The organism is Actinoplanes sp. CA-051413 (assembly GCF_050955795.1).
In the GTDB taxonomy this organism is placed as follows: Bacteria; Actinomycetota; Actinomycetes; order Mycobacteriales; family Micromonosporaceae; genus Actinoplanes.
Map to the genome: position 1 here is coordinate 6333376 of NZ_CP192100.1, position 25171 is coordinate 6358546.

General features: G+C 73.0%; 18 protein-coding genes. 12 read left to right on the top strand and 6 right to left on the bottom strand.

Annotation, left to right across the window (positions count from 1 at the left end):
- Positions 1-9: 9 nt before the first annotated feature.
- Positions 10-1077, bottom strand: coding sequence for a TDT family transporter (locus ACQP2Y_RS29835; protein WP_433718437.1), 1068 nt, complete (start codon positions 1075-1077; stop codon positions 10-12).
- A 71-nt stretch (positions 1078-1148) separates the two neighbouring features.
- Here ACQP2Y_RS29835 and ACQP2Y_RS29840 point away from each other — a divergent pair, with 71 nt between their 5' ends.
- The 3 genes from ACQP2Y_RS29840 (at position 1149) to ACQP2Y_RS29850 (ending at position 6640) form a co-directional block, all read left to right on the top strand.
- A complete protein-coding gene (locus ACQP2Y_RS29840; RefSeq protein WP_433718439.1) occupies positions 1149-2048 on the top strand; it encodes a LysR family transcriptional regulator in 900 nt (299 codons plus the stop codon).
- A 214-nt stretch (positions 2049-2262) separates the two neighbouring features.
- Positions 2263-5217 (top strand): Ig-like domain-containing protein, encoded by a 2955-nt coding sequence (locus tag ACQP2Y_RS29845; RefSeq protein WP_433718441.1) that lies wholly within the window; start codon positions 2263-2265, stop codon positions 5215-5217.
- 133 nt (positions 5218-5350) lie between these two features.
- Positions 5351-6640, top strand: a complete 1290-nt coding sequence (locus tag ACQP2Y_RS29850; RefSeq protein WP_433718442.1) for a helix-hairpin-helix domain-containing protein — start codon at positions 5351-5353, stop codon at positions 6638-6640.
- An 88-nt stretch (positions 6641-6728) separates the two neighbouring features.
- On the opposite strand, the gene ACQP2Y_RS29855 is transcribed toward ACQP2Y_RS29850, so the two are convergent.
- A complete protein-coding gene (locus ACQP2Y_RS29855) occupies positions 6729-8654 on the bottom strand; it encodes a S8 family serine peptidase (RefSeq protein ID WP_433718444.1) in 1926 nt (641 codons plus the stop codon).
- A gap of 254 nt (positions 8655-8908) precedes the next feature.
- On the opposite strand from ACQP2Y_RS29855, the gene ACQP2Y_RS29860 reads away from it, so the two are divergent.
- From ACQP2Y_RS29860 to ACQP2Y_RS29885, 6 genes are all read left to right on the top strand, one after another.
- Entirely contained in the window at positions 8909-9637 is a 729-nt protein-coding gene (locus ACQP2Y_RS29860) for an alpha/beta hydrolase (protein WP_433718446.1), read from the top strand.
- A 9-nt stretch (positions 9638-9646) separates the two neighbouring features.
- Positions 9647-11275 carry an acyl-CoA dehydrogenase family protein gene (locus tag ACQP2Y_RS29865; protein WP_433718448.1) on the top strand — a complete coding sequence of 543 codons (1629 nt, stop codon included), beginning with the start codon at positions 9647-9649 and terminating at the stop codon, positions 11273-11275.
- A 74-nt stretch (positions 11276-11349) separates the two neighbouring features.
- Positions 11350-13593 (top strand): putative bifunctional diguanylate cyclase/phosphodiesterase, encoded by a 2244-nt coding sequence (locus tag ACQP2Y_RS29870; RefSeq protein ID WP_433718451.1) that lies wholly within the window; start codon positions 11350-11352, stop codon positions 13591-13593.
- Between the two features lie 46 nt (positions 13594-13639).
- Positions 13640-15880, top strand: a complete 2241-nt coding sequence (locus tag ACQP2Y_RS29875; RefSeq protein ID WP_433718453.1) for a putative bifunctional diguanylate cyclase/phosphodiesterase — start codon at positions 13640-13642, stop codon at positions 15878-15880.
- A 9-nt stretch (positions 15881-15889) separates the two neighbouring features.
- On the top strand, positions 15890-17119 hold the full coding sequence (locus tag ACQP2Y_RS29880) for an MFS transporter (protein WP_433718455.1): 1230 nt from the start codon (positions 15890-15892) through the stop codon (positions 17117-17119).
- Positions 17116-17589 carry a GNAT family N-acetyltransferase gene (locus ACQP2Y_RS29885; RefSeq protein ID WP_433718457.1) on the top strand — a complete coding sequence of 158 codons (474 nt, stop codon included), beginning with the start codon at positions 17116-17118 and terminating at the stop codon, positions 17587-17589. The genes ACQP2Y_RS29880 and ACQP2Y_RS29885 overlap by 4 nt, the downstream gene beginning before the upstream one ends.
- Here ACQP2Y_RS29885 and ACQP2Y_RS29890 read toward each other — a convergent pair.
- Entirely contained in the window at positions 17564-19021 is a 1458-nt protein-coding gene (locus tag ACQP2Y_RS29890; protein ID WP_433718459.1) for an ATP-binding protein, read from the bottom strand. The two genes, ACQP2Y_RS29885 and ACQP2Y_RS29890, sit on opposite strands and share 26 nt — an antisense overlap.
- 154 nt (positions 19022-19175) lie before the next feature.
- Between ACQP2Y_RS29890 and ACQP2Y_RS29895 the strand changes: the two genes are divergently transcribed.
- A complete protein-coding gene (locus ACQP2Y_RS29895) occupies positions 19176-21161 on the top strand; it encodes a metallophosphoesterase (protein ID WP_433718461.1) in 1986 nt (661 codons plus the stop codon).
- Here ACQP2Y_RS29895 and ACQP2Y_RS29900 read toward each other — a convergent pair.
- Entirely contained in the window at positions 21124-21468 is a 345-nt protein-coding gene (locus ACQP2Y_RS29900; protein ID WP_433718463.1) for a helix-turn-helix domain-containing protein, read from the bottom strand. The two genes, ACQP2Y_RS29895 and ACQP2Y_RS29900, sit on opposite strands and share 38 nt — an antisense overlap.
- Positions 21469-21583: 115 nt before the next feature.
- Here ACQP2Y_RS29900 and ACQP2Y_RS29905 point away from each other — a divergent pair, with 115 nt between their 5' ends.
- Complete coding sequence (locus ACQP2Y_RS29905) at positions 21584-22069, top strand: GNAT family N-acetyltransferase (RefSeq protein WP_433718464.1); 486 nt, start codon at positions 21584-21586, stop codon at positions 22067-22069.
- A gap of 61 nt (positions 22070-22130) precedes the next feature.
- Here ACQP2Y_RS29905 and ACQP2Y_RS29910 read toward each other — a convergent pair whose 3' ends face one another.
- Together ACQP2Y_RS29910 and ACQP2Y_RS29915 are read right to left on the bottom strand one after the other, a co-directional pair.
- Entirely contained in the window at positions 22131-23276 is a 1146-nt protein-coding gene (locus ACQP2Y_RS29910; RefSeq protein ID WP_433718465.1) for a cellulose-binding domain-containing protein, read from the bottom strand.
- The gene (locus ACQP2Y_RS29915) at positions 23270-24652 is read right to left on the bottom strand and encodes a glycoside hydrolase family 6 protein (RefSeq protein ID WP_433718466.1); all 1383 of its coding nucleotides are present in this window, start codon (positions 24650-24652) and stop codon (positions 23270-23272) included. Before ACQP2Y_RS29915 ends, ACQP2Y_RS29910 begins: the two co-directional genes overlap by 7 nt.
- A gap of 99 nt (positions 24653-24751) precedes the next feature.
- Between ACQP2Y_RS29915 and ACQP2Y_RS29920 the strand changes: the two genes are divergently transcribed.
- Complete coding sequence (locus ACQP2Y_RS29920) at positions 24752-25168, top strand: nitroreductase/quinone reductase family protein (protein ID WP_433718467.1); 417 nt, start codon at positions 24752-24754, stop codon at positions 25166-25168.
- Positions 25169-25171: the final 3 nt, after the last annotated feature.

Here is a 25171-nt window from a genome sequence, read left to right on the forward strand (position 1 = left end):
GCTCAGAGGCTACGCGGGCGGTGCCGGCCGGATGAGGTCGCCCCGGCGCACCGCGCGCAGCGTGCGGACGGCGACGACCGACCAGGCGGCCAGCAGCATCGCATAGAGCGCCACGGCGAGGGCGGCCGGCAGGGCCGACGGGATGCGGGTGGCGAGCCCGCTCGCCCCGGTCACGACCGTGCCGACCGGGAACGTGAAGCTCCACCAGGCGAGCGAGAACGGCAGCCCGGCCCGGGCGGTGCGCACGGTGATCACGGCGGCCAGGGCCGCCCAGCAAAGGGCAAAACCGAGCGCCGGTACGCCGTAGAGCAGCACCAGCACCTGCGCGGCGGTGGCGTACGGCTCGCTCAGCACACCGTCGGCGGCCCGGCCCAGCAGGTGCACGGCGGTGACCGACTGACCGACCGGCCCGAGCACGATCCACCACGTCGGCACCATCCGGGCGGCGCCGGGGCCGTACGAGACGAGCCGGCGCCACAGCCGGACGAACACCAGCGCCGCCGCGACCAGGCTGAGACCGGCCATCGCGTAGCAGGCCGCCAGCAGCTCGACGGGCCAGGGAACGTGCGGCACGAGCAGCGCGCCGGTCGCCGCCGACACCATCGGCGACACGACCGGCATCAGCCGGCCACCGAAGGCCGTGCCCGGTCCCGGCCGGTGCCGGGTGACCATCCGGTACGGGATCACGACAGCGACCGCCAGCCCGAGCAGGGTCCCGGCCGTCCAGAGCACCACGTCCACCGCGACGGCGGCGGGCTCACCGATCCAGTCCCGGCCCAGCAGCAGCGTCCCCGCGCCGACGGTCAGCAGGGCCATCGGCGGCGCGCCCCAGAACTGTTCCGAGACGACGTCCCCCGCGTACGCCCGCCGGTGCCGGACCGCGGCGGCGACCAGGACGACCAGCAGGACCGACGCCAGCGCCCAGACGACGGTGGCGAGCGCCCGCAGCCCCGGCACGTGCAGCGGCAGCGAAGCCGCGGCCGTGGCGACGATGCCCGTGCCCATGACACCGGCGAACCAGTTGGGGCCGATCACGATCGGGGCCGGGCGCACGGGACGTTCGAGCAGGACGGTCATGATCTCCACTCTCGGGCTCCGCCCGGATCCCCGGTAGCCGCCGTCCGCCTGTGGGGTCATAAGCTGGGCTTATGCCTCTGCCGCCGGCGTTCGCCGACCTGACCGGCTTCGACCTGCTGCTCAGCGTCGCCCGGCTGGGCAGCGTGGGCCGCGCGGCGACGGCACACCACATCTCCCAGCCGGCCGCGAGCTCCCGCCTCCGCGAGCTGGAACGCCGCCTCGGGCTGACCCTGCTGCACCGCTCCCCGCGCGGCTCGACCCTGACCACGACCGGCGCCCTGGTCGCCGACTGGGCCCGCGCCGCCGTGGACGCGGCCGACGCCCTGGCCACCGGCGTCGCCGCGCTGCGCGAGACCCACGAGAGCCGGCTCGCGGTGGCCGCCAGCCAGACCGTCGCGGAATACCTGCTGCCGGCCTGGCTGGTGGCCCTGCGCACCGGCCACCCCGGGCTCAGCGTGACCCTGCGCGCGGCCAACTCGGCCGACGTGGCGGCCGCGGTGCTGGCGAACGAGGTCGACCTCGGCTTCGTCGAAGGCCCGGAAGCGCCGGCCGGCCTGCACGCCGAGACCGTCGCCACCGACCGGCTGGCGGTCGTCGTGGCCCCCGGGCACCCGTGGTCGAAACGGCGGCGCGGCGTGATCCCGGCCGAGCTGGCCGGGACCCCGCTGGTGTCGCGGGAGGCCGGCTCGGGCACCCGGCGGGCGTTCGAGCAGGCCCTGGCCCCGCTGACGGCGGCGGCCCCGCTGCTCGAGCTGTCGTCGACGACCGCGATCAAGCACGCGGTGGCGGCCGGCAGCGGGGCGGCGGTGCTCAGCTCGCTCGCGGTCACCGCGGAACTGGCGGCGGGCACGCTGGTCGCGGTGCCGACGGCCATGCCGCTGCAGCGGCAGTTGCGGGCGGTGTGGCCGGCCTCGGGGCAGCTGATCGGCCCGGCCCGCGACCTGTACGCGATCGCCCGCCGCCGCCGCTGAACCAGCGCCGATCTGTACCGGGTGCGGGGGATCCGCTCGATGATCGGCGCTTACGGGCGCTCTATCCGTTCACGCCCTGCGGTCGGAGCGCGACCATTCGGCCCGGCCGCCCACCTGCGCGAACACCGCAGACAGATTGCTGACAGCGGGCGCCGTACCGCCGCCGTGCCAGGCTGCCGCCAGGCCTGCTGGGGGGCCGGTCTGGGGGACCAACATGCGCCGTCGTCTGTGGACAGTCGCCGTGGCGGCACTCGTCGCGCCGTTCGCCTTCGTGGCACCCGCGCACGCGGCCGTCACCCCGGTCGCGAAGGTCAATTTCCAGCCGGCCGCCGCGGCGGTCCCGGCCGGCTACACCGCCGACACGGGGCTCGGCTTCGACGCCACGCGCAGGTCGGGCTGGGTGGCGGCCGGCACGCACGACCCGCTGGACCTGAGCCGCAACACCCGCGACCGGGCGCGCGCCGGGATCGACGCGCGGCTCAACACCGTGATCCACCTCCAGTACGGCGACGTCGGCGGCACCAGCGGCGTGCTGACCCCCGGCGCCTGGGAGTACGCGCTGTCCCCGGGCTCGTACCAGGTGACTGTGTCGGTCGGTGACCAGCCCGCGTACGACAGCGCGCACACGATCCGGGTCGAGGGCGTGACCGCAGTGTCCGGCTTCGTCTCCACCACCGCGGCCGAGTTCCGCACCGCCACCGTGACCGTGCCGGTGAGCGACGGGCGGCTGACCGTCGACGCGACCGGCGGCACCAACACCAAGCTCAACTACCTGGAGATCGCGCGGGTTGGCCCACCGGCCGCACCCACCGGAGTCACCGCCAGGCCGGGCGACGCCCAGGTGGCACTCGCCTGGACAGCGTCATCCGCTGCCGATCTGGCCGGCTACCGGGTCTACCGCGGCGGCACGCTGATCTCCGGCGCGGCCCCGCTGACCCGGGCGGCCTGGCTGGACACCACCGCCCGCAACGGCACCGCGTACGGCTACACCGTCACCGCCGTGGACAACACCGGCACCGAGTCACCGCCGTCGGCCACCGTCACCGCGACCCCGGCGGCGTTCGCGCTCAAGGTGAACTTCTCCGACGCCGCCACCGCACCGCCCACCGGCTACGTGCGCGACTCCGGCGACGCGTTCGCCACCGCTCGCGGCTACGGCTGGGTGCAACTGGGCACCACGACGCCACTGAGCCTGGCCGGCAACGGCCGCAACCGGAACCCGGACGCCGCCCAGCCCGACGTACGACTGGCCACGCTGATCCACGCCCAGCTGCCGGCCGGCTCCACCGGGGTCACCACGCCCGGGTCGTGGGAGGCCGTCGTGCCCAACGGGACCTACACGGTGACGGCAGCGGTCGGTGACGCGGGCACGGCCGTGAACAGCGTGCACTGGCTCAGCATCGAGGACCAGAACGCCGTCGCCGCGTTCACCGCGACCGCGTCCGTCAAGCACGCCACGGCGACCCGGACGGTCACCGTCACCGACGGACGGCTCACGCTCAGCCCGGCCGGCGGCACCAACACCAAGCTCAACTACGTGGACGTCGCCAGTGTGCCGGGGGCGGGGGCGATCCCCGGCGTACGGACCAGCACGCCGGCCAACGGGGCCACCGGGGTGTCGCCGACCGGCAGCGTCGTCGAGGATCTGGTGCTACCCAACGGTGGCGTCGACCAGGCCACGCTGACCTCGGCGACCGTGACCTTGACCCGGGTCAGCGACGGCGTGGCGGTGCCGGCCAACGCCATCACGAGCGGCGGCGGAGACGTCGTCAACCTCTCCCCGACCGCGGCGCTCGCGGCGAACACCGCGTACCGGTTCGGCCTGACCGCCGGGGTGAAGGATGTGAGCGGGCGGGCCTTCACGCCGTACTCCATCGTCTTCACGACCGGGGCCGGCACCGGCCCGGGCGGCCCGGCCGCCTTCGACAAGGTGGTCGGCGTCGCGACCGGCGCGTCCTTCACGACGGTGGTCGAGGGCCCCGGCAACCGCCTGTACGCGGGCACCCTCGACGGGCGCATCTTCCGCTTTCCGATCAACGCGGACGGCACCCTGGGCACCGCCACGATCATCACCGCCGTCCGGGACAACGCGGCGGCCCTGGCACTGCCCGGCGCGCCCGCTCGCACAGTGATCGGCATGGCGTTCGACCCGGCGGGCAACCTCTGGGTCACCGACAACTACGAGTTCACCGGCCCGCTGAACGTGCCCGACTGGTCCGGCCGCATCGGCCGGCTCAGCGGCACCGACCTGGGCACCTACACGCCGGTGGTGGTGAACCTGCCCCGCTCGGTGAAGGACCACGAGACCAACTCGCTCGCCTTCGGACCCGACGGCGCGCTGTACGTGTCGCAGGGCGCCAACAACGCGATGGGCGCGCCGGACTCGACCTGGGGCAACCGCCCCGAGCAACTGCTCAGCGCGGCCGTGCTGCGTCTCGACCCGGCGGCGTTCACCGGTACGCCGATCAACGTGAAGACCGCGGACGGTGGCAGCTACAACCCTTACGCGGCCGGGGCTCCGGTGACCCTGCACGCGACCGGCGTCCGGAACGCGTACGACCTGGTGTGGCACCGCAACGGCCACCTGTACGCGCCGACCAACGGCTCGGCGGCCGGCGGCAACACTCCGGCGACTCCGGCACCGCTGCCCGCGTCGTGCGCCCGTCGCGGCTACACGGGTCCGACGGTACCGGCGCTGACGTCGGTGCCGACCGCCGAGACGGACTACGTGTTCGACGTGAAGGCGGGCCGCTATTACGGGCACCCGAACCCGCAACGCTGCGAGTGGGTGCTGGCCGGCGGCAACCCGACCGCGGGCACGGATCCGTTCCAGGTGGGCGCGTACCCGGCGGGCACCCTGCCGGACCCGAACTTCGACCTCGCCGGAACCTACGACGCGGGCCTGCACGCCTCGGCGAACGGCGCGATCGAGTATCGAGGCGGGGCGCTCGACGGAAAGCTGCTCGTGGTCCGCTACTCGGCGGGACAGGACATCGAGACCTTCGACGTGGCGGCGAACGGCACGCTGAGCAACCGCACGACCGGCATCACCGGACTGACCGGATTCAGCCAGCCACTGGACGTGACGCAGGACGTGAGCACCGGCAACCTGTACGTGACCGAGCTGGGCGCGAGCCGGATCACGCTGCTCAAGCCCCGCCCTCTCTAACCCCGGGCACTTGACCGGCTCGTGGGGAAATCACCCGTCCGGGGTCACGAAAACGGCACGCCGCGACCTGACCGGTATCGAGATGTGCGAAGCTGCGCGCCTACATCTCGACCCTCGTCTTCGGAGGCATGCCGTGGCATCGCTCCTGTCCATCGTTGCCGCCCTCCTGGTCGGCCTGCTCGCGGGCTGGCTGATCTGGGGCCGGATCCTCGTTTCCCGGCGGTCCGCAGCCGCGGAGGCCGCCCCGGCGGCTGCCGTCGCCGCACCCGTCGGGACAACCGAACCAGAGGCCGCTGTGCCGGCCGAGGTGGATTCGGCAGCTGCTGAGCCCATCGTGGAGAGCCGGGCGGAGACCGAGGCTGTTGCTCCGGCCGAGCCCGTTGTCACGGCCGCGCCCACCACCGAGACGGAGACCGTCGAGCCGGCCGAGCCGGTCGTCACCGCCGCACCCGCCGAACTCGTTTCCGTCTCCGACGGCGGGCCGTCCAACGCCGGCACGTCGGATGCCGAGCCGACCGCCGTCGGCACGCCGGATGTTGAGCCGGTCGAGACGGAGCCCGTTGCCGCGCCCACCGCGACGAAGCCTGTCGCTGAGACGGAGCCCGTCGCTGCACCCGAGCCCGTGGCGGCGCCCGAGCCGATCGCAGCGCCTGCACCCGTCGCGGTCGCGGACGCGCCGGTCGACGCCGAGCCGACGCCGGTCGAGCCGACGCCCGCCGCGCCGGTCGGGGCCGCTCGCCCGGCCGACAAGCTGACCCGGATCGAGGGCATCGGCCCGAAGATCGCCGCCACCCTCGCCGCCGCCGGCATCAGCACCTACCGCGACCTCGCCGACGCCGACCTCGCCTCGCTGCGGGCCACGATCAAGGCCGCCAAGCTGCGCCTCTCGCCCAACCTGGCGACCTGGCCGGAGCAGGCCCGCCTGCTGGCCGAGGGCGACCAGCGCGCCTTCACCGCCCTCGCCGACGACCTGGCCGCCGACCGCGAACCGGGCGTCGAGCCCATCACCGCCGCCGACAGCGCACCAGGTGCCGAGCCCATCGCCGCCACCGAGGCCGTGCCCACCGCCGCAGCCAGCCCGGCCGGCCCGGATTCCGCCGTGAGCCCCGACACCGCCCCGGCGCTCGGCAGCACGACGGCCGACGAGACCGTGCCCGCCGGTTCCGTCGCTGACGCCGTACCGGCGCAGCGCAGTGCCGAGACCACCGCGCCGGACGATCTCACCCGGGTCGAGGGGATCGGCCCGAAGATGGCCGGCGCGCTCGTCGCCGCCGGCATCACCACCTACGCGCAGCTGGCCGCCACGGACGAGGCCGGGCTGCGGGCCGCGATCGCGGCTGCCGGCATGCGTTTCTCGCCCAGCCTGGTGACCTGGCCGCAGCAGGCGAAGCTGCTGGCCGACCGCGGCGTCGTGCGGAGCTGATCCGAACGACCCCGGACAGCAACGAAGGCCCAACCCCCGTGCCGGGGGTTGGGCCTTCGTCGTCAGTGCCAGGAACGCGGACCGGCTGTCAGCGCTTCCAGGTACGGGCCGAGGTCGTGGCGGAGTTGCCCGCCTTGTCGACCGAGCGGACCTGCACCTTGATCTTCTTGCCGTACTTCGAAACCTTGATCTTGAACGAGTAGCCCGACGTGGTGTCCTTGGCGACCACCTTGCCGTTGATCAGCAGCTCGACGCGGGCGATGCCCGACGAGTCGCTGGCCGAGGCCTTCAGCGTCACCGTGCCCTTGACCTTCGCGCCGTTCTTGGGGCCGCTGGTGATCTTCACCGTCGGCACCTTGTTGTCGGCGATCAGGGTGCGGTTGTAGACCGCCGAGTTACCCGCCCGGTCGTACACCTTCCACTGGAACTTCACCGCACGGTTGAGCCGGCCGCTGTTGTACTTGACCGCGTACGGCGTCGTGGTGTCCCGGCCGACGTACTTGCCGTCGGCGTAGAGCGCACCGTACGACATGCCCGCGCCGCCGGTGTCGGAGACGCCGGTCGCGCCCACCGTCACCGTGCCGCGGAACTTGGCCGACTGCGCCGGCGTCGCCCCGGTGATCTTCGGCGCGGTGGTGTCCACAGTGGTCACCGCCGTTGCCGCCCGCACCTCGCCGAACGCCGTGAAGTCCGTCGTGACGGTCTGCTTGGCGGTCTTGGTGAGGCTGTTCTGGAGCGACCACACGGTCGCCCCCGGGTAGCGCGACTTCACCAGCGCCGCTATGCCCGACACCAGGGGTGCGGACGCCGAGGTGCCACAGAAGTACCCGTAGTTGTCCTTGCCGACGTCCTCGCCACCGCTGTCGTTGGCGAAGCCGGCCAGGTTCGGCGCGTACGTGCACCAGGGTGCGGCCACGTCGACCCAGTCGGCGCCCCAGTTCGAGCCGTAGAAGCCCGTGGCCGGGTCGTAGTCGAGGAACCAGTCACCGTTGATGTCTGTGCCACCGACGGCGAGCGCGTCCGCGTACGCGGCCGGGTACAGCCGGTCGCGCAGCGCGTCGTTACCCGCGGACGCCACGACCAGGATGCCTTTGCCGCGGGCGTACGTGACCGCGTCCTGCAGCACCGTGCTGCTCGAGTAACCACCGAGCGACACGTTGATGATCTGCACGCCGCTGTCGGCCGCGTACTTGATGCCGGCCGCCACAGTGCCCAACGTGCCGTTACCTTCGGAATCGAGCACCTTGACCGGCAGGATCTGGCACTGCCAGCAGACTCCCGCCGTACCGGCGCCGTTGTTGCCCCGCCCGGCGATGAGGGCGGCAACCGCGCTGCCGTGCCCCTCGTCATCGGCCGGGTTGCTGTCGCCGTTGACGAAGTCCCAGCCCGGCAGCAACGCGTCGCCGAGCTCGCCACCGAGGTTCGTCACACCGGTGTCCACCACGGCAACCTTCACCGCGGCCGATCCGGTGGTCAGGTCCCAGGCACCCGGCACGGTGATCTGGGGCAGCTCGATCTGGTCCGCGTAGTGCGTGTCGTCCGGCGTGACCGCCGTGGCCCGGGCGATGCCGTCCTTCTCCACGTACGCCACGTCCGGGTCGGCCCGCAGCTTGGCGATCGCCTCGGCGCTGGCTGCGGCCGGGACAGTCACGCGACGGGCGTTGAGGGACGCCAGGGCGGCGTCCGTCTTGGCCCGCAGGCCGGCCGCACCGAGGGACTGGGTGGCCACGGAGGCCTCGACCCCCGGCTTGAAACCGACCACCAGGTGCACGGAGCCGTCGCCGACGTCCGCCTTCTTACGGGCTGCGGATTTCTCCGCGGCGGCCTTGGCCGCCGCCAGCAGCTTCTTGTCACCGGCGGGAGCTTTCCCGTCGGCCGCGGCCCGCTTGCGGGATGCCACGTCGGTGCCCGTGTCATCCGCCGACGCGGAGCTCGCCAGGATTCCCGCCGTCGCGACCATGGCCACGCAAGCGAGCCCGGCTGCGGCGCCGCGCACTTTCCGTTGTTTGAACACGTGCCTCCCCCATTTCGACCCGCATGTGCACGCGGGCCGGGTCATCCTAAGAGGACGGCACACGGGCCGTGGGGCGGCATTTCGGACCAACACCCGCGATTACGCCTTAACGATCGGGCAAGTTCGAACGGCCTGCCGCGCGTGGGCACCCGAGCCGTCGCACAGTCACTGCACGCGTACCGTGCGACGGGTTTCGCTGTGGGCGTCACGCGCTGCCCTGGCCACGCCGGCCCGTTTCCGGAAACGTGAGCGTCATGGACGCCGTTTTCGTACTGGTGCACAGCCCGTCGGTCGGACCGGGCACCTGGCAGCCCGTCGCCGATGAGCTGCGCGCCCGGGGAGCCACCGTCGTCGTGCCGTCGCTGGCCGGGGTGGGCGACGCGGGACCGCCGTTCTGGCCCCGGGTCGTGGAGCTGGTCGGTGCGGCCGTCGCCGGGCTGCCGGCGGACCGGTCGGTGGTGCTGGTGGCGCACAGCAACGCCGGGCTGTTCGTGCCGGTCATCGTCGCGGCCGCCACCCGGCCGGTCGTCGGCTGCCTGTTCGTCGACGCGGCCCTGCCCGCCCGGCACGGGCCCACCCCGGTCGTCCCGCCGGAGGCGCTGGCGTTCCTGCGGGCCAAGGCCGTCGACGGCATCCTGCCGCCGTGGACGACCTGGTACGACGAGGCCGAGGTGGCGCCCATGCTGCCCGACGCCGCCGTCCGCGCGTCCGTCGAGGCCGAGCAGCCGCGGCTGCCGCTGAGCTACTACGAGCAGCAGATCCCGGTGCCGGCGGGCTGGGACGCGCAGCCGTGCGGCTATCTGCTGTTCGGGCCGCCGTACGAGCAGGTCGCCAACGAGGCCGCGGCGCGGGGCTGGGCCGTGGAGCGGATCGCCGGCCGGCACCTGCACCAGGTGGTCGATCCGGCCGGAGTGGCCGGGCGCATCGCCGCCATGGCGGCCACCTGGTCCCCGCCCTCGTCACCGGCCGGTGCGGCGGCCTAGATTCGGGGCATGCCACTCACCCACGAGGTCGTCAACCAGCCGCCACCCCTGGCCGGGCACGACATCGCCGCCGACGCCGCCCTGCTCGAAGGCCTGGCCCGGGAGGGCGCCGGCTGGGCGGCCGAGGATCTGCACCGGCTGGGCAAGCTGGGCGGGCAGCCAGAGGCCCAGCGCTGGGCCTCCGACGCCAACCGGTACGAGCCGCGCCTGCTCACCCACGACCGGTACGGCCACCGCATCGACGAGGTCGAGTTCCACCCGGCCTGGCACAACCTCATGGACGTCGCCGTCGGTGCCGGGCTCGCGGGGGCCCCGTGGTCGGACGGCCGGGCCGGGGCGCACGTCGCGCGGGCCGCCGGCACGTTCGTGTGGAGCCAGGTCGAGGCGGGCCACTCCTGCCCGGTCTCGATGACGTACGCGGTCGTCCCGGCCCTGCGCAACGCCCCCGAGCTGGCCGCCGTCTACGAGCCGCTGCTGACCGCGCGGGTGTACGACCCGGGGCTGCGTACCCCGACGACCAAGCGCGGGCTGCTCGCCGGCATGGGCATGACCGAGAAGCAGGGCGGCTCGGACGTGCGGGCCAACTCGACCACGGCCACCCCGGCCGCCGACGGCACGTACAGGTTGCGCGGCCACAAGTGGTTCACCAGCGCGCCCATGTGTGACCTGTTCCTGGTGCTGGCCCAGGCCCCGGGTGGGCTCTCCTGCTTCCTGGTGCCGCGGGTGTTGCCGGACGGCGCCCGCAACCCGTTCCGGATCCAGCGGCTCAAGGACAAGCTCGGCAACCGCAGCAACGCCAGCAGCGAGCCGGAGTTCGACGAGACGGTGGCCTGGCTGGTCGGCGAGGAGGGCCGCGGGGTGCGGACCATCATCGAGATGGTCGCGATGACCCGGCTGGACTGCGTGACCGGCTCGGCCTCGGGGATGCGCGCCGCGCTGGTCCAGGCCGTGCACCACGCGCGGCACCGGGCCGCCTTCGGCGGGCCGCTGATCGGCAAGCCGCTGATGCGCAACGTCCTGGCGGACCTGGCGGTGGAGTCGGAGGCCGCGACGGCGCTGGCTCTGCGGCTGGCCGGGGCCGTCGACCGGGGGGTACGCGGTGACGCCGGCGAGCGCGCGTTCAGCCGCCTGGCCATCGCGGTCGGCAAGTTCTGGGTGTGCAAGCGCCAGCCGGCCGTCGTCGGTGAGGCCCTGGAGTGTCTGGGCGGCAACGGCTACGTCGAGGAGTCGGGCCTGCCCCGGCTCTACCGCGACGCCCCGCTGAACTCGATCTGGGAGGGCTCCGGCAACGTCCAGGCGCTGGACGTGCTGCGGGCCCTGCGCCGCGACCCGGCCGGGCTGGACGCGTTCCGGGCCGAGGTGGGCGCGGCCGCGGGCGCCGACTCCCGCCTGGACGCCGCCACGGCCGAGCTGACCGCGCTGCTCAGTGACGGCGAGGATCTGGAGTCGGACGCGCGCCGCGTCGTGGAGCGGATGGCGCTGGTGCTTCAGGGCTCCCTGCTGGTTCGCCACGCACCGGCGGCCGTGGCCGACGCCTTCTGTGCGAGCCGGCTGGGCGGGGACTGGGGCCACTCGTTCGGCACGCTGCCCCGGGGCGTGGACACCGCGGCGCTGATCGACCGGGCTCTGCCGGCCTAGCCTCCGTTCCGGCGGCTGCACCCGCGGGTGTGCCGAAGTCTCAAGTGCCGGGCGCCGGTGCCGATGGCCCCGTCGTGCGGACAATTGCGGTCGACCGGAGGGTCACGGCGTGGACGGCGGCCGGGCTGCTGATCTGCGTCGCGTACCCGCTCCTGGGCGACGGCACGCCGGCCGGGGCGGTCCTGTACGACCTGTTCGAGCTGCTGACGCTCGTGGTGGTGCTGGTCCGGGCCCGGCGCAACCGGCCCGAGGACCGGCTGGGCTGGTACGTCTTCGCCGCCGCCATCGGGTTCCGGCTGACCGGCGACGTCACGTACGAGATCTACCGGCAGGTCCTGCACCAGTCGCCGTTCCCCTCCCTGGCCGACGTCTTCTACCTGGGCAGCTGCCCGCTGCTGGTAGCCGGCACGCTGCTGCTGGCCCGGAGCCGGATCGGCCGCGACCTGGCCGGCCTGCTCGACGCCGCGATCATCGCCACCGGGCTGGGCCTGGTCTGGTGGGTCCTGGCCATCGGCCCGATCGCCGGTGACGGCTCCATCCCGCTGCTGGAGCGGCTGCTCGGCGCCGCGTACCCCGGCTGCGACCTCGTGCTGCTGGCGCTCGTGGCCCGGGTGCTGACCCGCTCCGGACGCCCGGCGGTCAGCGTGGGCCTGCTGATCACGGGCACCGGCACGATGCTGGCCGCCGACGTCGGTTTCCAGTTCGTCACCGCCTACCGGCCGGAGCTCGAGGGTGTCGTCTCGGTCGGCTGGCTGCTCTCCAACGTCGTCTGGGGTGCCGCGGCCCTGCATCCGTCGGCCGCCGCCCCGGCCCCCGTCCGCACCGGCGGGCGCCGCGTCGGGCCGGGCCGGCTGGTCCTGCTGACCGGCAGCACACTGCTGGTGCCGACCCTGCTGTTCGTCCAGGGCGCCCTGGGCTTCCCGCACCTGAGCTGGCTGTCCATCGGCGTCGGCGCGGTGCTGCTGTTCGTCCTGGTCCTGCTGCGGATGTCCGGTTTCGTGACGCAGGTGCAGCGGCAGGCCCGGCAGTTGCAGGACCTCGCCATGCGGGACGACCTGACCGGCCTGCCCAACCGCCGCTTCTTCGAGGAGCGGCTCGCGGCCGCCGTGGCCGCCGGTCCGGCCCAGGTGGCGATGCTCGACCTCAACGGCTTCAAGGACGTCAACGACCGCTTCGGTCACGCCGTCGGGGACCGGCTGCTGGCGGTCGTGGCGCAACGCCTCGCGGACCGCCTGCGCGGTGACGACCTCGTGGCTCGGATGGGCGGCGACGAGTTCGCCGTCCTGGTCACCGGCGCGTCGGCCGAGGCCATGGCCGGCATCGTCGACCGGCTCACCGACGGCCTGCGCCGGCCGGTGGAGGTGGCGGGCCAGGAGCTGCTGGTCGGCGCCAGCGTCGGCATCGCCGACGCCGAGGGCACCGACGACCCGTACGAGGTGCTGCGCCGGGCCGACACCGCCATGTACGCGGCCAAGGACCAGTGCGGCAGCCACGTCCGCCGCTACGCCGTGGAGTTCGACGAACGGGCCCGCGCGGAGGCCCGGCTGGGGGCGGAGATGCGTACGGCGCTGGACACCGGCCAGTTCCGCCTCGTCTACCAGCCCATCGTCTCGCTGCCCGACGCCCGGATCGTGTCGGTGGAGGCCCTCATCCGCTGGCACCACCCCGAGCGTGGCCTGGTCAACCCGGTGGACTTCATCCCGGTCGCCGAGCAGAACGGCCTGATCGTCGAGCTCGGTGCCTGGATCCTGCGGACCGCCTGCGCCCAGGCCGTCGCCTGGCACGCCACGCACGGTGCGGCCGCCCCGGCGCGGGTCAGCGTCAATGTCTCCGCGCGTCAGCTCGCCGAGCCGGACTTCGCCGATCTGGTGGCCGAAGTACTGGCCTGGACGGGCCTGAGTGCGCACAATCTGATCATCGAAGTCACCGAGACCGCCGTCTTCCGGGGCGGCCAGAGCGTGCAGACCGTCAAGGACCTGCACCAGCTCGGCGTACGCATCGCCCTCGACGACTTCGGCACCGGCCACTCCTCCCTCGGCCTGCTGCAGACCGTGCCCGTCGACACCCTCAAAGTCGACAAGAGCTTCGTCGACACCATCACCATGGCCGGCCGGCACGCCGTCATCGCCACCGCCCTGATCCAGGTCGCCGACGGCCTCGGCCTCACCGCCGTCGCCGAAGGCGTCGAGACCGCCGAACAGGCCACCGAACTGCACCGCCTCGGCTACCGGCTGGCCCAGGGCTACCACTTCGGCCGGCCCGTGGCCCAGCCCGACTTCCACGACGCCGTCAGCGGCACCGAGACAGTGGCGGTCTGACCCGGTGGAATCCTCAGATGAATACGCCGGCGACCGATTGCCCTCCGTGCGACAGAAACGACTCTGGTGGTGGTGGCTGACCCTCGGCGTGCTGGCCGTGGGCGGTTACTACCTGCTGCCGCACGACGGTTTCGCCGCGAACGCCGTCTACAACGCCATCGGGCTGGTGTCCTGCCTGGTGATCCCGCTGGCGGTGCGCCTGCACCGGCCCGAACGGCCGGCGATGTGGTACTGGTTCGCCGCCGGGCAGATCACCTGGGTGGCCGGTGACTTCGTCTGGGAGTACTACAAGTACGTCCTGCACGAGGAGCCGTACCCGTCGGCGGCCGACTACTTCTATCTGAGCGCGTACCCGATGCTGGTCGTCGGCTTGGTCCTGCTCAGCCGCGGCCGCCGCCGCGGCGGTGATCTCGCCGGGCTGGTGGATCCGGCGATCGTGGCGATCGGCATCGGCCTGGTCTTCTGGGTGTTCGTGATGCACCCGATCGCGGCCGGTTCGACCGCCTCGACGCTGGAACGGGTCATCGGGGTGGCCTATCCCGCCGCCGACGCCCTGCTGCTGGCCATCCTGGCCCGGTTCTTCACCAGCTCGGGGCAGCGCTCGGCCAGTGCCCGGCTGCTGAGCCTGGCCGCGTTGCTGCTGCTCGTCGCGGACATCGCCTACTCGCTCGTCTCGCTCTACTCGGAGGACGACGGCGGCAGCCTGCTCGACGCGGGCTGGCTCCTCTCCTACATCGCCTGGGCCGCGGCGGCCCTGCACCCCTCGATGCGCTGGACCGGCACGACCACCAACCGGCCCAGCGACGCGCGGGTGGGCCGGTCCCGGCTGGTGCTGCTGGCAGTCTGCTCCCTGCTGGCCCCCGCGCTGCTGTTCGTGCCCGGCATCGGCGGTGACCCGGTGGACCGGCTGGCGATCGCCGTCGGCGCCGTGCTGCTGTTCGTCCTCGTGGTCCTGCGGATGTCCGGCTTCGTGGCCCAGGTCCAGCAGCAGGCCGATCAGCTGGAGGACCTGGCGATGGCCGACGACCTGACCGGGCTGGCCAACCGCCGCCGGCTGGAGCAGGGCCTGACCGAGGGCCTGGCCGCCGGGCCGCTGCAGGTGGCCCTGCTCGACCTGGACGACTTCAAGGAGGTCAACGACGCGCTCGGGCACGCCGTCGGGGACCGGCTGCTGATCGGCGTGGCCGAGCGCCTGTCCCGGGCCGCCGGACCCGGCGCCCTGGTGGCCCGGATGGGCGGCGACGAGTTCGCGGTCCTGCTCACCGGCGCGGACGCCGCGGCGGCCGACGCCGTGGTCACCCGGCTCGCCGGCTCGCTGCGCGCACCCGTGCACGCCGGCGGCCACGAGCTGCTGATCGGCGTCAGCATCGGCGTCGCCGACGGTACGGGCACCACCGACCCGGTCGAGGTGCTGCGCCGCGCCGACGTCGCCATGTACGCCGCCAAGTCCGTCGGCGACACCCACCGCCGCCACACCGCCGACCTCGACGACACCGCGGACGAGCAGGCCCGGCTGGGTGCCGAGCTGCGCACCGCACTGGACACCGGCCAGTTCCGGATGGTCTACCAGCCCATCGTCGAGCTGCCCCACGGGCGGCTGCGGGCGGTCGAGGCGCTGGTCCGCTGGGACCACCCGGAACGCGGCATGATCTCCCCCGACCGGTTCATCCCGGCGGCCGAGCACAACGGGCTCATCGTCGAGCTGGGCGAGTGGATCCTGCGGACCGCGTGCGCCCAGGCCGTCGAGTGGCAGGCCGACTGGGGTGCCCGCGCGCCCCAGCGGATCAGCGTCAACGTCTCGGCCCGGCAGCTGGCCCAGCCCGGCTTCACGGCCGTGGTGGCGCGTGCGCTGGCGGACACCGGGCTGCCGGTCGGCAAGCTCACCGTCGAGGTCACCGAGACCGCGGTGTTCGGCGGCGGCCAGGCCGTGCAGACCCTCAACGAGCTGCACGAGCTGGGCGTACGGATCGCCCTGGACGACTTCGGCACCGGGCACTCGTCGCTCGGCCTGCTCCAGACCGTGCCGGTGGACGTCCTCAAGGTCGACAAGTCCTTCGTCGACAACATCACGATGGCGGGCCGGCACGCCGTCATCGCCACGGCGCTGATCCGGGTCAGCGAGGGCCTCGGCCTGACCGCGGTCGCGGAGGGTGTGGAGACGGCGGAACAGGCCGAGGAGCTGTACCGGCTGGGCTACCAGCTGGCCCAGGGCTACCACTTCGGCAAGCCCCAGGCCGAGCCCGACTTCGCGGCGTACGCCGTGCGCGAACCGGCCCCCAGCCCGTAAGGTGCGCCGGTGGACTTCCGCCGGCTGTGGGCCGCGTACGCGGTCAGCGAACTCGGCACGGCGCTGAGCCTGGGCGCCCTCCCCCTGATCGCCACGCTGGCGCTGCACGCCTCCGTGCTGCAGGTTTCGCTGCTGGCGGCGCTCGGCGGGGTGGCCGGCGCGGCTCTGGCGCTGCCGCTCGGCCCGTGGATCGAGGTCCGGCACAAGCGCCCGGTGATGATCGGCGCGGATCTGCTGCGGTGTGCTGCGCTGGGCAGTCTCCCGGTCGCCGCCTCGCTCGGTGCCCTCACCTACACCCAGCTGTGCCTGGTGGCGGTGGCCCAGTCGGTGGGCGGCATCGCTTTCCAGGCGGCGAGCGGCGCCCATCTCAAGGCGCTCGTCCCGCCGGACCAGCTGGCCGTGGCCAACGGCCGGTTCGAGGCGACATTCTGGACGGTCAGCACGGCGGGCCCGCCGCTGGGCGGGGTGCTGATCGCCGCCGTCGGGGCGACGGCCACAGTGGCCCTGGACGCGGTCAGCTTCCTGCTGTCGGCGCTGGGCATCCGCCGGTTGCGGGGCCCGGAGCCGCCACCGCCCGCACCGACCGGTGAACGGCACCGGGCGGCGCAGCTCACGGCCGGCTGGCGGTACATCCTGCGGCACCGCGACCTGCGCCTGCTCTACTTCAACTCGCTGGTCTTCGGCGCCTGCGTGATGGCGACGGCTCCGCTGCTGGCGGTCCTGATGCTGCGCGAGCTGGGCTTCGCCCCCTGGCAGTACGGCCTGGCGTTCGGCATCCCCTGCCTCGGCGGCCTGCTCGGCGCGCTGGCCGCCCGGCCGCTGACCCGCCGGTACGGCCGGCGCCGGGTGCTGCTGGTCTCCGGGGCCGCCAAGGCGCTGCCGCTGGTCCTGATCCCGCTCGCCCCGGCCGGCGTGGCGGGGCTGGCGTCGATCACGCTGGGCCAGTTCCTGCTCGTCGCCTGCGCGGGGGCGTTCAACCCGACCTTCGCGACGTACCGGATGCAGGCCACCGAGGACGGCTACCTGGCGCGGGTGTTCGCCGCCTGGTCGATCAGCTCGCGGGTGGCCCAGCCGGCCTGCATCGCCGCGAGTGGCCTGCTGGCCGCGGCGACCAGCGTGCGGACGGCCCTGTTCGTGCTCGCCGGGGCGGTGGTCACCAGCGCCGCCCTGCTGCCGTGGCGCACGCCCGCGGCGGACGCGGCACCGGCGGCCGGTGAGCTGACAGACTCGCGGTCATGACCGGGGACGTGCGCCTGCGCGACACCACGCCGGCGGATGTCGAGATCTTCCACAGTCACCGGCGGCAGCCGGAGGCCGCGCGGCGGGCGAACATCGCGGCCCCGGACCGCCAGGTGTACCTGAACTACTGGGCCGAGCACGTGCTCGGTGACGACACCGTCCTCGTGCAGACGGTGCTCGTGGACGGCGAGGTCGCGGGCAACCTGCTGGCGTGGTGGCGGGACGACCGTCGTTACCTGGGCGGCTGGTTCAGCCAGGACTTCTGGGGGCGCGGGGTCGGCGGCCAAGCCCTGCGGATGTTCCTGGCCCGTGAGCCGATCCGCCCTCTCTACGCCGACACCGACATCGTCAACACCGCGTCCCAGCGCCTGATGGAACGCTGCGGCTTCGAACGGGCCGGGATCCAGGAGACGAGCGTGGAGTACGTCCTGCGCTCGGCCCCGGTCAGCGGGGGCCGAGCAGGTCGTTGATGCTGGTGATCAGGTCCTGCTGGCTGATCGGGTCGACCAGGCCGCCGGTGCGGGCGTCCTGCATCGCCTTGGCCAGCTGGACCCGGCGCAGGATCTCCTTGATGTCCGCGCCGGTCATGCCGTGGCTGAGCCGGCCCAGCTCGGCCAGGTCGATGCCGTCGGCGAACATGGTGAAGCCCGGCTCCTCGTGCACCGCCGCCAGCTGGGCGATCATCTTGCGGAAGATCTCCGCCCGGCTGACCTCGTCCGGCTTGGGCACGGAGATCTTGACGTCGAAGCGGCCCGAGCGGATCAGCGAGTCGTCGACCCGGTGCGGGAAGTTGGTCGTCGCCACCACGATGACGTTCGGGTTGGCCTCGATCAGGTCGTTCATCTCCTGCTTGAAGATGCCGGCCACCGCGTTGATCGCCTGGCTGGCCGCGTCGCCGCCGGAGCCCGCGTAGCTGATGATCGAGTCGAACTCGTCGAACAGGATCAGGGTCGGCACCCGGTAGCGGCGGGCGTCGCGGAAGATCTGCTTGATGTTGCGCTCGGACCCGCCCAGCCACTTGTCCAGGATCTCCGGCGTGCGGATCTCGCGGAAGTCGGCGCCGATCTCGTTGGCCAGCGCCCGGGACAGCATGGTCTTGCCGGTGCCCGGCGGGCCGTACATCAGGATGCCCTGCGGCCGGCGGGCGCCCCACCGGGCCATCGCCTCCGGATGCCGGAACGACACCGCGATCTGGCGCAGCTCGGCGACCAGGTCGGCCAGGCCGCCGACCTGGTCGAGGGTGACCGTCTGGGTGGTGGGGGCGACCCGCGGGATGGTCTCGCGGCTGACCACGTACCGCCGGCCGGCCAGCGGCAGCTCCCCCGCCTCCGGACCGAGCAGCTCGACCACCGCCTGCAGGGTCAGCTTGACCATGGCCTCCAGGTGGGCGGGCTGGACGTCGTCGCGGGCGACCTCGGCCCGCAGCCGCACGACACTGCCGTCCTGGTCGTAGGTCACCGCGGCCTGCAGCCCGGCGGCCGCGTCGGCCAGGACCGCGGCGCCCGGCTCCCGCTCGGCCGCCGGCCCGGAGGGCCGATCCAGACCGAGCTTCTTGTACGCCGCGACGGCCGCCGCCCCCACCCCGTCCACGATCTTGGTGGCCACCGGGTCCCCGGCGGCGATCCGCTTCGCGAGCAGCGTCCCGACGGGGTCGTTGCCCAGCACGACCGCCCGGATCCGCTCCCGCTGCGGCACGTCGTCATCGTTGGTGCGGATCTCCGCGACGAACACGTGCACCGGCCCGGAGGCGGTGTCCGCGCTGGTCACGGTCAGGGTGGCCCGGCGCACCGGGGCGGGGAAAGTGGCTCGGCGCAGCAACTCGACCGGGTTGACCCGGGCAGCGGCAAGAATGGTGGCGGCATCAACGATCTCGACCGTGGCGCCCGCATACTCGAAGGACATGACGGCCCCCTCTCCCGACCAAGAGTGACACGACCCTCCGACATTCCGCCCGGCTCGGCCCGCCGGAAGACACCGGGGACCTCTTTCGTCGGGTTTTCCGGCCGGGCCGGGCGTGTACGGCCCGGGAACGGACCGGGCCGACCAGGATGGCCGCGTGAAGTTGTCGAAGGGTAGCCGTCCCGTCACGGTGGACGAGTGCACCGAGTGGAACGCCCAGGAGCTGGCCCGGCAGCGGGTCAGCCGCCGCTCGATGCTGAAGGCCGTCATGGCGGGCGCCGGCGGGTACGCGTACGCCCAGTTCCAGGTGGCCGATGCGGCCTTCGCGGCCGGTGGGGGCAAGGCGGGCAAGGCCGGGGTGGTGGTCTCCGGCCGGCACCTGTCGTTCGTGCCGGCGTCCGACGGCCTGCTGCGGCCGGCGATGGCCGTGACCGCGCAACTGGTCAGCAAGACCGGCAAGCTGCCGCACAAGCTGCGGGCGTTCGTCGACGTCGGCGACGAGCCGGGCCGGTACGGCCACCGGACCGAGGCGGAGATCCAGCACCTGGTCGGCCAGTACGCGATCCCCGGCGGTCCGATCGGGAGCCAGTTCTACCTCAAGGCCACCGTGGACGGGCTGCGCGCCGACACGGTGTACCACTACCGGATCCGGCTGTCCGACGGCACGGTCAGCGGCGACGCGCACTTCAGCACGGCTCCGGCCCGGCACTCCGGGGTGGCCGCACCGTTCACGTTCACCGCCTTCGCCGACGTCGGCACCAACACCGCGCCCAGGGACCCGAAGTACGCCTGGGGTCAGAACCCCGCGTCCGTCACCGCGGCCGGCGGAAAGTGGCCGTCCGGGATCTTCGACGACAACTCGTACCTGCCGGACGATCCGGTGGCCGGGCCGCACGGCACCGACAAACGTCCCGCACTGACCCAGACCATGCTCATGGCCACCCAGCAGCCGGCCTTCACGCTGCTGGCCGGCGACATCTGCTACGCCAACCCGTCCGGCTCCGGTCTGCCCGCCGACGACACGACGGCTCTGACCGGTGTCGCTCCCCAGGGCCGCAACCTCTACAACCCGTACGTGTGGGACGTCTTCCTCAACCAGATCGAGCCGCTGGCCGCGTACACCCCGTGGATGTTCACCACCGGCAACCACGACATGGAACCGCTGTACGGCAACACCAAGTTCCTCGGCGACAGCCCCACCCACGGTTACGGCGGGCTGGTGTCGCGGCTGGACTTCCCGGCCAACGGCCCGAAGAGCTGCCCGTCCGTCTACCGCTACGTGTACGCCAACGTGGGCGTGATCTCCGTCGACGCCAACGAGCTCTCGGCCGAGCTGCAGACCAACACCGGCTACTCCGGCGGGGCCCAACTGAGCTGGCTCAAGCACACTCTGCGCAAGTGGCGGACCGAGCTGGCCGGGGACATCGACTTCGTGGTCGCGTTCCTGCACCACTGCGCGTACTCGACGACGAACAACCACGCCTCCGACGGCGGCGTCCGCGACGCGCTCGATCCGCTGTTCAGCCGGTACCAGGTCGACCTGGTCGTGCAGGGTCACAACCACCTGCTCGAACGCACCGACCCGATCCGGTACGGCAAGCGGACCCGGTCCGCGCCGGACGGCTCGACGATCCATCCGGCCAAGGACGGCGTCACGTACCTGTGCGTCGGCTCGGGCGGCCGGCCGCGCTATCCCTTCCGGCAGGCGCCCAGCCCGGCCGCGCCACCGCCGCCGGGGATCACCCCGACCGGGCCGCAGAAGCTGCCGGCGGGCCAGCGCTACCGGGGCTACCAGCCGCCCGGCGGCCCGAACGAGGTGGAGAACAACACCGAGAACATCGTCAACAGCTACGTCTGGTCGAGGCAGGACAGCAAGATCAAGGCGGCCGGTCACCTGGGCGGCAGCCGGGTTCCCGAGGTGGTCGACTGGTCACAGGTGCGCTACGACGACTACGCCTTCATCGCTGTCGACGTCGTGCCCGCTGCTCGCGGCGCGCGCACCACGATGACCGTACGCAGCCTCGCCGACGCCCTGCCGGGCAACAAGCAGCCCTACACGGAGATCGATCGCATCACGCTGGCCCGTACCGCCGGCCACGCGGCGATCAGCACGCGCGAGGATCCGGGGCCGTCCGGGGCCTGACCGTGCGCTGGCCCTCCGGGTAGACCTTGTGGAACGTGATGAGCCAGCGGATCTGCTCCCGGGGCGGCACTCCGCAGCCGCGCAGGAAACCCACCAGGGAGTCCTGCCGGGGAGTGCTGGCGGCGGTGATCAGGTTGTGGACCGTGGCGCGGGAGATGGGGGTCCCCGCGTCGCGGCTCCGCTTGGCGACGCTGTCCAGCGAGCGTCTGCGCATGGCCATCAACGCACGCAGGCGTCCTGCGAACTCGACCGGTGTGGCGGCGCCGGTGGGATCCGGCGGTACCGCCGTCGTGGTGGTGGCGTTCATCAATCCTCGCCCTCGTCTGGACCGTCCGGACACCGCCGATCGTGGTGGGGGCCCCTGCCCCGAACAAGAACGCAGTTGCGTACGAGTTGGCGGGGGCGGCCGGTATCGTCGTCGCGTGCCCGAGCTGATCACGCCCGCCGTCCACCTGCACCAGGCCTGGCTGGAGGCACACGCGGAGTGGGGCCCGGGAGCGCACGAGGACGGGTTCGGGCTGGGCCCCGCCGACGAGGTCGGCACACCGGCCGGCTTCGCGGCCTGGCTGGCCCGGCTCTCGCAGGACCACTGCACGTACCGCTGGATCATCGAGAGTGATCACGTGCTCGGTGGGATAGCGCTGCGCCACGGCGACAGCGACTACGTACGGTGGGCCGGCCACCTCGGGTACGGCATCCGGCCGTCGGCGCGCCGGCGCGGGCTGGGCGCCTGGGCGCTGGCCCGGATGCTCGACGAGGCGCGCGGGCTGGGCCTGGAACGGGTGCTGGCTGTCTGCGCGCCCGGCAACGTCGGCTCGATGCGCACGATCGAGCGGGGCGGCGGCGTCTTCGAGGGCATCGGGGAGACCCCGTTCGGTCCCGCCCGGCGGTACTGGTTCGAACTCTGAGGTGTCCCGGTCACCTCGGGTGGCGGCGCAGAGGTCGCGCCGCCACCCGGGTGCCGGTGACTCAGCAGCCGACGCGGGCGGTTCCCACCGCGACGTCGTCGTACCAGAGGGTGTCGGCGCCCTCGCCGTAGCTCTCCCAGCCCAGGCGCAGGTCGGCCAGAGCCGGTCGCCAGGTGCGGTTCAGCCACTGGCTGTCGATGTCGTGCGTGGGCACACCGTCCTGCAGCAGCCCGGGCACCGACGTGCCGTTGAGCCAGGTCTGCATGGTGCCGTTGCCCTGGTCCACCTTGAACTCCACGCAGTTCCAGCTGCCCGTCGGCAGCGGCGCGGACAGCGCCACCCCGGCCGGGCTCTGTTCCGGCAGCGTGGCGTCATCGGAGGCCCGGTTCCATTGCAGGGCGCCGTTCTGGCCACCGAAGCGCAGGTCCCGGTTGCCGTCGTTGGCGTCCCGCAACGCCACCGCCGTGGTGTGCGCCGCCGGCAGCGCGGTGGTGTGCCGCACCCAGTAGCGGACGAACAGGGCGGAGGCCCCCGCCGGCAGCAGCGAGGTGTTGCGCATGAACACGTGGTTGCAGTAGCCGGCCGTGCCGTCGACGCGCAACGACGTGCTGCCGCTGTGCGCGACCGCGGTGTCGAACGCCGCCTTGCCGGTGCCCGAGCAGTCCGGATAGGTCGCCGCCCAGTCGGCCTGGGTGCCCTCGAAGCCGTCGCAGCGGGCCCCGGAACCGCACCCGGCCTGCGGCGGGGTCGAGGTCGGCGGGGTGCTGGGCGGGGTGCTGGGCGGCGTACTGGTCGGCGGGGTGGAGGTCGGCGGGGCGTCGCCGTTGCAGGAGACGCCGTTGAGGGCGAAGGACGCCGGGGCCGGGTTGGTCCCCGAGTACGTCGCCTGGAAGCCGAAGCTCGCCGACGCCCCGGTGGCCAAGGCGGTGTTGTAGCTCGGCGCCGCCGCGGTCACCGCGCTGCCGGACTGGGTCAGCTGCGCGTTCCAGCCGGAGGTGACCCGCTGGTTGCCGGTGAACGTCCACGTCACGACCCAGCCGTTGATCGGCGCGCCGTTGTTGGTGACCCGGACATCGGCGGTGAAGCCGGTGCTCCACTGGTTGGCGGTGTAGGTGACATCGCAGGCCGTGGCGGCGGCCGCGGGGCTCACCGCGGTCAGGACCGCGCCGATCAGCAGGGCGCCGGCGGCCGCCAGTCGGATCAACATGGCGTGCCGTTCAGCGCGAAGTCGGTCGGGCTGGCCGGGGCGGCACCGGTGAAGGTGGCCTGGAAGCCCGTCGAAGTGGTGGCGCCGGTGGCGAGCGAGCCGTTCCAGGCCGCGTTGCGGACCGTGACCGTGCTGCCGGACTGCGACCAGGTGCCGCTCCAGCCGCTGCTGAGCGTGACGTTGGCCGGCACGCTGAAGGTCAGCGTCCACGAGGTCAGCGCGGCCCCGCGGTTGGTGATCCGCACGTCGGCGGTGAAGCCGTTCGACCAGGCGTTGGCCGAGTAGGCCACCGAGCAGGTGCCGGTCGGCGGCGGGGGCGTCGAGGGCGGCGGGGTCGTCGGCCCCGGCGTGCTGGGTGCCGGGGTGCTGGGTGCGGGCGTGCTCGGCGTCGGCGAGGTCGTGACCGGCGGCGGGCTCACCGGGCCGGCCGCGATCGCCAGGTCGTAGGCGCGCTGCGGGACGAACTGTCCGGCACCGGCGATGCAGCCGTCGGCCTCACCCGGCAGCTTGATCCACAGGTACGCGTCCAGGATCGGGTCGGACACCGCGTTGGTGCTCGGGATGCCGATCGCCCGCCCGGCCGGGTCGCACCACTCGCTGCCCAGCGGGCCGTTGCCGTTGCGGCTGGTGTCGATCACACCCTTGAGGCGCGAGATGCCGGTGGCAGCGATGACGTTGCGGATGTAGGCGGTCGAGTCCGCCGTGGTGCGGTAGTTCGAGACGTTGACCGAGATGCCGTCGGCGCTGTTGGCGATGTCCGCGCGGACCAGCCGGGCGGCCATCTCGGCCGGGGCCAGCCAGGCGGCGTGCCCGGCGTCGAAGTAGACCTTGGCGGCGGACGAGGCGGCCTTGAGCGCCTTGCCCGCGTACGCCATGGAGGCATAAACCTCCTGCTGCTGGGCCGCGGTGAGGCAGCTTGTCATGATCGGGAGCACGTCGGGCTCGAGGATGATCGCCGCCGCCCGTCCCTTGAGCCCGGCGGCCACCTGGTCGATCCACTGCCGGTACACGGTGTGGTTGGCCAGCCCGCCGGAGCTGGCCCCGCTGCAGTCACGGTTGGGGATGTTGTAGACGACCATGATCGGCGTCTTGCCGGCCGCGGCGGCGGCTCCCACGTAGGCGTCCACCTCGGCGGCGACCGTGGCGGTGTTGTTCTGGGTGTACCAGCGGCCCTGCGGGACGTTGGCGATCCGGTCGCGGATCACGGCCGCCCGGGAGTCGCCCGGGTTGGCGGCGACCCAGCGGGCGGCACTGGCCTGCGGATCGACATAGAAGGGGGACTCGGCGGCCGAGGCGGCACCGGGCCAGAGCACCGCGGTGCCGGCGACCACGGCCGCGGCGGCCGCCGTGGTGGAGGCGAGGGATCTCAAGCGCATTCGACAACTCCTGGGGATGAGTATGGGAGCGCTCCCATGCATCGACCACGGTAGTTGTAACAAGGTGGAAATCTCAAGGCCACGCGCGATGATGTCCGGATGACGATGCCTGAGGACGTGCTGGCCTACAACCGCACCTTGATCGAACAGTTCCGGGCCGACGGCGGAAAATCGCTCGGGAACCGGCCGCTGCTGCTGCTCAGCACGGTCGGCCGCCGCAGCGGCCAGGAGCGGACCAGCCCGATCATGTACGTCCGCAGCGGCGACCGCCTCCTGGTGATCGCCTCGAACAACGGGGCCCGCGAGGACCCGCAGTGGTACCGCAACCTGCTGGCCGACCCCGTGGTCACGGTCGAACTGCCCGGCGAGCGGTTCCCGGCCCGGGCCGAGCCGTTGTCCGGCGACGACTACGACCGCGAGTGGGCCACGATCAAGCAGAGCTTCCCGTTCTTCGCCGAGCACGAGGCCCGCGCCGGCCGCCGCATCCCGGTGGTGGCCCTGACCAGGCCGGCCTGAGCG